The organism is Actinophytocola sp., from assembly GCF_050699915.1.
Taxonomy (GTDB): Bacteria; Actinomycetota; Actinomycetes; order Mycobacteriales; family Pseudonocardiaceae; genus Actinophytocola.
Genome location: NZ_JBOHGA010000264.1, coordinates 1 through 7,789 on the forward strand (window position 1 = coordinate 1; position 7,789 = coordinate 7,789).

A 7,789-nucleotide genomic window follows, 5' to 3' on the forward strand; every position below is an offset into this window, starting at 1 on the left:
GACCGGCACCAGGCCGGGCGGACGCCCGACCCACCCGCGGCACGACGCCCCGCCGGACCGCCGGCCGGCGCCGCCGATCGGCGGGCCCTACGGCCGCGTCGAGCCGAAGACGCCCCCGACCGGGTTCCGCGGCGAGGCGACCCAGTTCCTCCGCCCGCCGCAGGAGCAGCGCAACAGCCAGAACGAGGCGACCCAGTTCCTCCAGCCGCTGAAGCTCTGGTCGCCGCAAGAAGCCCCGCCCCGCGAAGCGCCACCTCGGGAGACCCTGCCCAGGGAAGTCCGGGAAGCGCCGGCGAAACCAACCAAGCGCAAGACCAGGAAACGCAAGCCGCTCCTCATCACGGCCATCGCCCTGGTGGCGGTGATCGCGGTGGCCGCGGGCGTGGTCTTCGCCGTGCCGGGGCTGTCCGACGATCTCGGCATCACCACCGGCGCGGACGTCGCGGTCGCCCCGCCCGCCCCGCCGGTCGACTTCAGCCCCGGCCTGCGCGCCCCCGGCGCCGACGCCCCGGCACCGACTCCGCAAGGCGTCAGCGCCGCCCTCTCCGGGCCCACCTCGGCCGCCGAGCTCGGCACGCTCACCGGCATCGTCTACGACCCCATGGCCAAGGAGACCCTTTGGGAGAGCGACCCGACGACGCCGCTCGTCCCCGCGTCCACCGGCAAGATCCTCACGGCCGCGGCGGCCCTCCTGAGCCTCGACCACACTCAGCAGCTCACCACCCGCGTCGTCGAGGGCGACCAGCCCGGTGAGGTGATCATCGTCGGCGGCGGCGACCCGACGCTGTCCTCGCTCAAGCCCGGCGTCGAGTCCGTCTACCCGGGCGCCGCGCACCTCTCCGACCTGGTCGACCAGGTCAAGAAGAGCGGCGCCAAGGTCGACTCGGTCCGCATCGACCTCAGCCGCTACGAGGGCGACAGCATGGCGCCCGGCTGGTCTAACGCCGACATCGGCGGCGGCTACATCGCGCCCATGGTCCCCGCCATGCTCGACGGCGGCCGCGGTGACGCCCAGAAGCAGGACACGCCTCGCACGGCCAACCCGGCACGGGTGCTCGCCGAGGACTTCGCCACCCGGCTCGGCGCCTCCGTCGCCGACGAGTCCTCGGCGGAGGCCAAGAAGAACGCCAAGGTCCTCGGCGAGGTCCGGTCCGCGCCGCTGGTCGAGCTCGTCGACAACATGCTGCAGTCGTCGGACAACGTGCTCGCCGAGGCCGTCGCGCGTGAGGTCGCCAAGGGCGCGGGCGAGGAGGTGTCCTTCGCCGGCGCGAGCAAGGCGACCGTGGACATCCTGCGCGAGAACAAGTTCGACCTCGACGGCGTCAACATGGCCGACGGCAGCGGACTGTCTACTGAGGACCGTGTGCCGGCCAGGATCTTCGGTGAGCTTCTCGGCGTCGCGGCCGGGCCGGACGGCAAGGACCCGCGCACGGCCAAGCTGCGGCCGTTGGTCGGCGGGCTCCCCGTGGCCGGCGGCTCGGGCACGCTGGACAACCGGTTCGACGACGTCGGCACCGACGGCCGCGGCTGGGTGCGCGCCAAGACCGGCACGCTGTCCGGGGTGAACTCGCTGGCCGGTGTGGTGCTCGACACCGATAACCGGCTGCTCGTGTTCGCGCTGATGACGAACGGCGGCGGCGGTGCCACGGCCGTCCGCGACGCGCTCGACGTGATCGCGGCGACGCTGCGAGGTTGCGGCTGCCGCTAGCGCTCGCCACGCCGCCTTCTCGAAACGTCGGGTAGCGTCGGTGACATGAGCGCGGCGGCAGGCTCGGCGGAGGCGACCGGGAACCGATCACCGGTCGACTGGGGGATCGCCGTGTCCACGGCGCAGCTCCTCATGAAGCCCGGGCCTCCGGTGCCGCGAGACGAGGCCGAGCGTGCCGTCGAGCAGCTGCGCGAGGTCACCGGCCCGGCCGAGGCGCACGTCCGCGACCTGACCGGGCTCGGCGCCGGACTGCCGCTGCAGACGGGCGACGTGGTCGACCGGCGCGGCTGGGTGGCCGCCGCCGCGGAAGGGCTCTCCGTGCTCACCGAGGGCGCGATCCCGCTCGGACCGAGCCGTTCGATGAGCGGCGCGATGGCCCCCATCCTCGCCGGCAGCGCCGGGTTGCAGGCGGGCATGGTGCTCGCTTACCTCGGCGGCCGGGTGCTCGGCCAGTACGACCCCTTCGGCGGTGACGACGACCGCGGCCGGCTGCTGCTCGTCGCGCCCAACATCATTGCCGCGCAACGGGCTCTGGACGTGCCGGCCGACGACTTCCGGCTGTGGGTCTGCCTGCACGAGTGCACCCACCGGCTCCAGTTCACCGCGGTGCCGTGGCTGCGCGAGTACTTCGCCGGCGAGGTCCGCCGGTTCCTGAGCGGCCTCGACGAGACCGCGACCACCGCGTTCGCCCGGCTGCCCGAGATGATCAGGACAGCCCGTCGGCGCGCGGACGACGACACGGCCGGCACCGGCCCGATCGGGCTGATGGAGATGCTGCAGTCGCCGCAGCAGCGCGAGGTCTTCGACCGGCTGATCGCCCTGTCCACGCTGCTGGAGGGGCACGCGGACCATGTGATGGACGCGGTCGGGCCGACCGTCGTGCCGAGCGTGGCGACGATCCGGGCCCGGTTCACCGCGCGGCGCCGGGGCGGCGGCATCCTCGACCGAATCCTGCGAACCGTGCTCGGCGTGGACGCGAAGGTGAAGCAGTACGCCGTCGGCGCCGCGTTCACCCGCCACGTGGTGGACGCGGTCGGCATGGACGGCTTCAACGCAGTGTGGACCTCGCCGGAGACATTGCCGCTGCGCGCGGAGATGAGTGACCCGGCGGCCTGGGTGCGCCGCGTCCACGGCCGTGCCGGATAGCCAGGCGGTCGCCGAGGTTCGCCGGGCGGTTCGTTCGCTGCTGGACGAGGTCGGGCCCGGCTCGGGGCAGCTCGCGGTCGCGGTGTCCGGCGGTGCCGACTCCCTCGCGCTCGCCGCGGCCACGGCGCAGCTCGCTGATCGCCGCGAGCTGACGTTGCACGGCCTCGTCGTCGACCACCGGCTGCAGCCCGGCTCGGCGGACGTCGCCGCGCGGGCCGCGAAACAGTTGCACGGACTGGGTTTCCCGCAGGTGCGGGTGCTCGAGGTGGACGTGCGCGGCCCGGGTGGTCCGGAGGCCGCCGCTCGCCGGGCGCGCTACGCCGCGCTGCGGGAGGCACGACCCGCCGACGCGCTCGTGCTGCTCGGCCACACCCGCGACGACCAGGCCGAGACCGTGTTGCTGGGGCTGGGCCGCGGCTCCGGGCCGCGCTCGATCGCGGGCATGCGCCGGCTGGATCCGCCGTGGGCGCGGCCGCTGCTCGACGTGCCGCGTTCGGTCACCGCGGCCGCGTGCGAGGCGCTCGGGCTCGACGTCTGGCAGGACCCGCACAACGCCGACCCGAACTTCGCCCGCGTGCGGCTGCGGCGGGAGGTGTTGCCGCTGCTGGAGGACGTGCTGCAGGGCGGGGTCGCTGCGGCGCTCGCGCGGACCGCCGCACAGCTGCGCGAAGACGCCGCCGCGCTCGACGTCCTCGCCGAACGCGCGCTCGAACGCGCCCGCCGGGAGGCCGGGCTCGAGGTGTCGGAGCTCCTCGACGAGCCGCCCGCGGTGCGCCGCCGGGTGCTGCGCCGGTGGCTGCTCGACGCCGGCGCGGCGGAGCTCACCGACGGGCATCTGCGTTCCGTCGACGCACTGATCGGTGAGTGGCGTGGTCAGGGCGGTGTGTGGTTGCCGGGCGGCTTGGAGGTGAGCCGGGTGCGTGGCAGGCTCTGCGTGTCCGGGTGAGTTTCGAGAGGGGACCGTGTGTACGGCGACGACATCGCCTCCGTGCTGATCACTGAACAACAGATCAACGAGAAGATCCGCGAGCTCGGCAAGCAGGTCTCCGACGACTACCCGGAGCGCGGCGACCGCGACGACCTGGTGCTGGTGGGCGTGCTCAAGGGCGCGGTCATGTTCATGACGGACCTGGCGCGGGCGCTCACCGTGCCGGTGCAGATGGAGTTCATGGCGGTCAGCTCGTACGGCTCGGCGACCTCGTCCTCGGGCGTCGTGCGGATCCTCAAGGACCTCGACCGGGACATCGCCGGACGGCATGTCCTGATCGTCGAGGACATCATCGATTCGGGCCTCACACTTTCGTGGCTCCTGAAGAACCTGGAGTCACGAAGCCCCGCCTCGCTCGAGGTGTGCACGCTGCTGCGCAAGCCGGACGCGGTGAAGGTTGAGGTGCCAGTGCGCTACGTCGGCTTCGAGATCCCGAACGAGTTCGTCGTCGGTTACGGTTTGGACTACGCCGAGCGCTACCGGGACCTGCCCTACATCGGCACGCTCGACCCGAAGGTGTACTCGTCTTGACGGCTTTCCTCTCCCCGCTGACGCTGGACTTCCTGTGGGAGTCGCTCGGCGCGGGGGAGCCGCCCTATCCGATCGAGGTGTCCTCGCACGGCACGACCGAGGACGAGCGGAACGCCCTGCGCCAGCAGGTCTACGGCGAGCTGCGCGAGCGGGATCTGCTCGACGGCCGGGTAGAGGACTGGCTGTCGGTGCTGTCCCGCGCGGAGCGCAGCATCGACGCGGTGTTCGAGCAGGCGCCGGACCCGACGGTCTGCGCGCTCGCGGTCGCCGCGGGCTCGCGGGGCGTGCTGGCCACGCAGACGGCCGAAGGCCTGTGGCTGCGGCAGATCGACGCGCAGTCGCTGGTCTCGGCCGTGGTGGACCTGTTGCCCGCCGCCGACCGCGGCACCGAGCCGTCGATCACCGTGGCGGCCGGGGACCTGCCGCACGGGCGCTCGCAGGCCGACCGCCAGGTCCTGGCCAGCTTCGCGCGCCAGCGCAACCACCGGGCCGGGCAGCTCGCGGTGAACGCGCGCACGCCGGCGGGCCGCTCCCGGTCCCCTGTGCTGTCGTGGTTCGACACCGACTCCGGCCGCTACCTGACCTACGCGAGACAGGGTCGGGATGGTCACGAGTGGATCACCATCGCCCCCGCTGACGCGCGCACGCTCCGTCACCGCCTGACCGAGCTCTTGACCTCGGTGACCGGCGACCGTCCGTAACTTCCCTGGTCCCGCGTCGATCGGGACTGTCGGTGCCCTGAGTTAATCTCGACTGTGGTTACGCGCCGCGCATGAATCGGCGCACACGGTGAGGCAAGGGGGACGGGGTGTACGGGCAGGTTTCCATCGAGGCGGCGGCCGCCGACCACCGAACTGACCCACCGAACTGACCACCGAACTGACCACGACCCACCGATGACCACAGGAACTGGCGGCTCGGCGCGGGCCTCCCCGGCGAGGCGGTCCGGCGCATCGATCGGGCGCGCCGGGCAGCGAACCCCGCGTCCGCGCCGTGGCGGCAAGGTCGCCAACTCGGCGAGTCTCGGCGGACTGGACACGCAGGTTCATGCGCCGACCCGGTTGCTCGGCGGGCCGTCGCCGACCCGGCGCACCGATCCGGCGCGCCTGGCGACGAACCCGCCCGACGGCCGGAAGCGGCCGGAAGCGGCCGCCACCCGCACGAGCCACCAGTGCGGAGCGCTGACCTGCGCGAGCAGGTCGGGAACCGATTCCGTCCCGCGGCCGTTGACCTGAGGTGAGCACTACGCGGGTACTTCGCAGCGTGGGTGCTTCGCTGCGGGCGGTACGCTGGGTGGACCGGAGTGCCTTGTCCGGCCGGTAAGGGGCGGTAGCGCCCTACATGCAAGTCAGGGAGGGTCGGGCCGCACCGCGGCCGTAAGTTGATGGACCGCAAGCGCCTGCTGCGCAACCCGCTGGTGTGGATCTTGGTGGTGTTGCTGCTCTACTTCTTGATCAGCATGTTGTTCGATGACACGCGCGGCTACACGGAAGTGCCTACCTCCAAGGCCGTGTCGCAGGTCACCAGCGGCAACGTCGAGAAGGCCGAGCTCGAGGACAAGGAGCAACGGCTCAAGCTGACCCTGCGCGAACCGATCGAGCAGGACGGGCAGCGGGTCACGCAGATCATCACGCAGTTCCCGGCCGCCGCCACCGGCGACATCTACCGTGAGCTGCAGGAACGCGCGGACCAGCGCACCGAGTTCAACACCACGGTGACGCAGGAGTCGTTCCTCACCCAGATCCTGATCTTCCTGATCCCGCTGGGCCTGCTGCTCATCCTGCTGATGTGGATGATGAACAACGTCCAGGGCGGCGGCAACCGGGTCATGAACTTCGGCAAGTCCCGGGCCAAGCAGCTGCCCAAGGACATGCCGAAGACCACGTTCGACGACGTGGCGGGCGCCGACGAAGCCGTGGAAGAGCTCTACGAGATCAAGGACTTCCTGCAGAACCCCAGCCGCTACCAGGCGCTCGGCGCGAAGATCCCCAAGGGCGTACTGCTCTACGGCCCGCCCGGCACCGGCAAGACGCTGCTCGCCCGCGCGGTGGCCGGCGAGGCCGCCGTGCCGTTCTACTCGATCTCCGGCTCCGACTTCGTCGAGATGTTCGTCGGCGTCGGCGCCTCCCGGGTGCGTGACCTGTTCGAGCAGGCCAAGCAGAACGCGCCGTGCATCATCTTCGTCGACGAGATCGACGCGGTCGGCCGCCAGCGCGGCGCCGGCCTCGGCGGCGGCCACGACGAGCGCGAGCAGACCCTCAACCAGCTGCTCGTCGAGATGGACGGCTTCGACGCCCGCGGCGGCATCATCCTGATCGCGGCCACCAACCGGCCCGACATCCTCGACCCGGCGCTGCTGCGCCCGGGCCGCTTCGACCGGCAGATCCCGGTGTCCGCACCGGACCTGACCGGCCGCAAGAAGATCCTGCAGGTCCACTCCAAGGGCAAGCCGTTCGACCCGGACGCCGACCTCGACGGCCTGGCCAAGCGCACCGTCGGTATGTCCGGCGCCGACCTGGCCAACGTGATCAACGAGGCCGCGCTGCTCACCGCCCGCACCAACGGCACCATGATCGACAGCGTCGCGCTGGAGGAGTCGGTCGACCGCGTGATCGGCGGTCCGGCCCGCAAGAGCCGGATCATCTCCGAGAAGGAGAAGAAGATCACGGCCTACCACGAGGGCGGGCACGCGCTCGCCGCGTGGGCGATGCCGGACCTGGAACCGGTCTACAAGCTGACGATCCTGCCTCGAGGCAGAACCGGCGGGCATGCGCTCGTCGTGCCCGAGGACGACAAGCAGATCATGACCCGTTCCGAGATGATCGCCCGTCTGGTGTTCGCACTGGGTGGCCGTTCGGCGGAGGAGCTGGTGTTCCACGAGCCGACCACGGGCGCGTCGTCGGACATCGAGCAGGCCACCAAGATCGCGAAGGCGATGGTCACCGAGTACGGCATGTCCGCACGGCTCGGCGCGGTCAAGTACGGCCAGGAGCAGGGCGACCCGTTCCTCGGCCGGTCGATGGGCCATGCGCCGGACTACTCGCTCGAGGTCGCGCACGAGATCGACGAGGAGGTGCGCAAGCTCATCGAGGCGGCGCACACCGAGGCGTGGGACGTGCTCAACACCTACCGCGACGTGCTCGACAACCTGGTCATCGAGCTGCTGGACAAGGAAACCCTGCAGCGCAAGGACCTGCAGCGGATCTTCTCGAAGGTGGAGAAGCGCCCGCGGATCACGGCGTTCAACGAGTTCGGTGGCCGCACGCCCTCGGACAAGCCGCCGATCAAGACGCCCGGCGAGCTGGCCAAGGAGCGCGGCGAGCCGTGGCCGCCGGTCCGCGAGGAGCCCGAGCCCACCCCGGTCCGCACCGCGCCCGGCGCGGGCGAGCTGCCCGGTGGCCCGCCGCGGCCGAACC

6 protein-coding genes are annotated in these 7,789 nt (G+C 71.7%); all 6 read left to right on the forward strand.

The genetic code is table 11. The features are described 5' to 3' along the window. The coding region (gene dacB, locus ACRDSK_RS29525) for a D-alanyl-D-alanine carboxypeptidase/D-alanyl-D-alanine endopeptidase (RefSeq protein WP_431444636.1) at positions 1-1,708 on the forward strand (1,708 nt) is incomplete at its 5' end. Positions 1,709-1,753: 45 nt separating this feature from the next. Beyond that, complete coding sequence (locus tag ACRDSK_RS29530; protein ID WP_431444637.1) at positions 1,754-2,854, forward strand: zinc-dependent metalloprotease; 1,101 nt, start codon at positions 1,754-1,756, stop codon at positions 2,852-2,854. After that, complete coding sequence (gene tilS, locus ACRDSK_RS29535; protein ID WP_431444638.1) at positions 2,844-3,800, forward strand: tRNA lysidine(34) synthetase TilS; 957 nt, start codon at positions 2,844-2,846, stop codon at positions 3,798-3,800. The genes ACRDSK_RS29530 and tilS overlap by 11 nt, the downstream gene beginning before the upstream one ends. A gap of 18 nt (positions 3,801-3,818) precedes the next feature. Next, a complete protein-coding gene (hpt, locus tag ACRDSK_RS29540; RefSeq protein WP_431444639.1) occupies positions 3,819-4,373 on the forward strand; it encodes a hypoxanthine phosphoribosyltransferase in 555 nt (184 codons plus the stop codon). Next, the gene (locus tag ACRDSK_RS29545; protein WP_431444640.1) at positions 4,370-5,074 is read left to right on the forward strand and encodes an ESX secretion-associated protein EspG; all 705 of its coding nucleotides are present in this window, start codon (positions 4,370-4,372) and stop codon (positions 5,072-5,074) included. The genes hpt and ACRDSK_RS29545 overlap by 4 nt, the downstream gene beginning before the upstream one ends. A 683-nt stretch (positions 5,075-5,757) precedes the next feature. After that, positions 5,758-7,789, forward strand: a 2,032-nt coding sequence (gene ftsH, locus ACRDSK_RS29550; protein WP_431444641.1) for an ATP-dependent zinc metalloprotease FtsH, incomplete at its 3' end; no start/stop codon positions are given.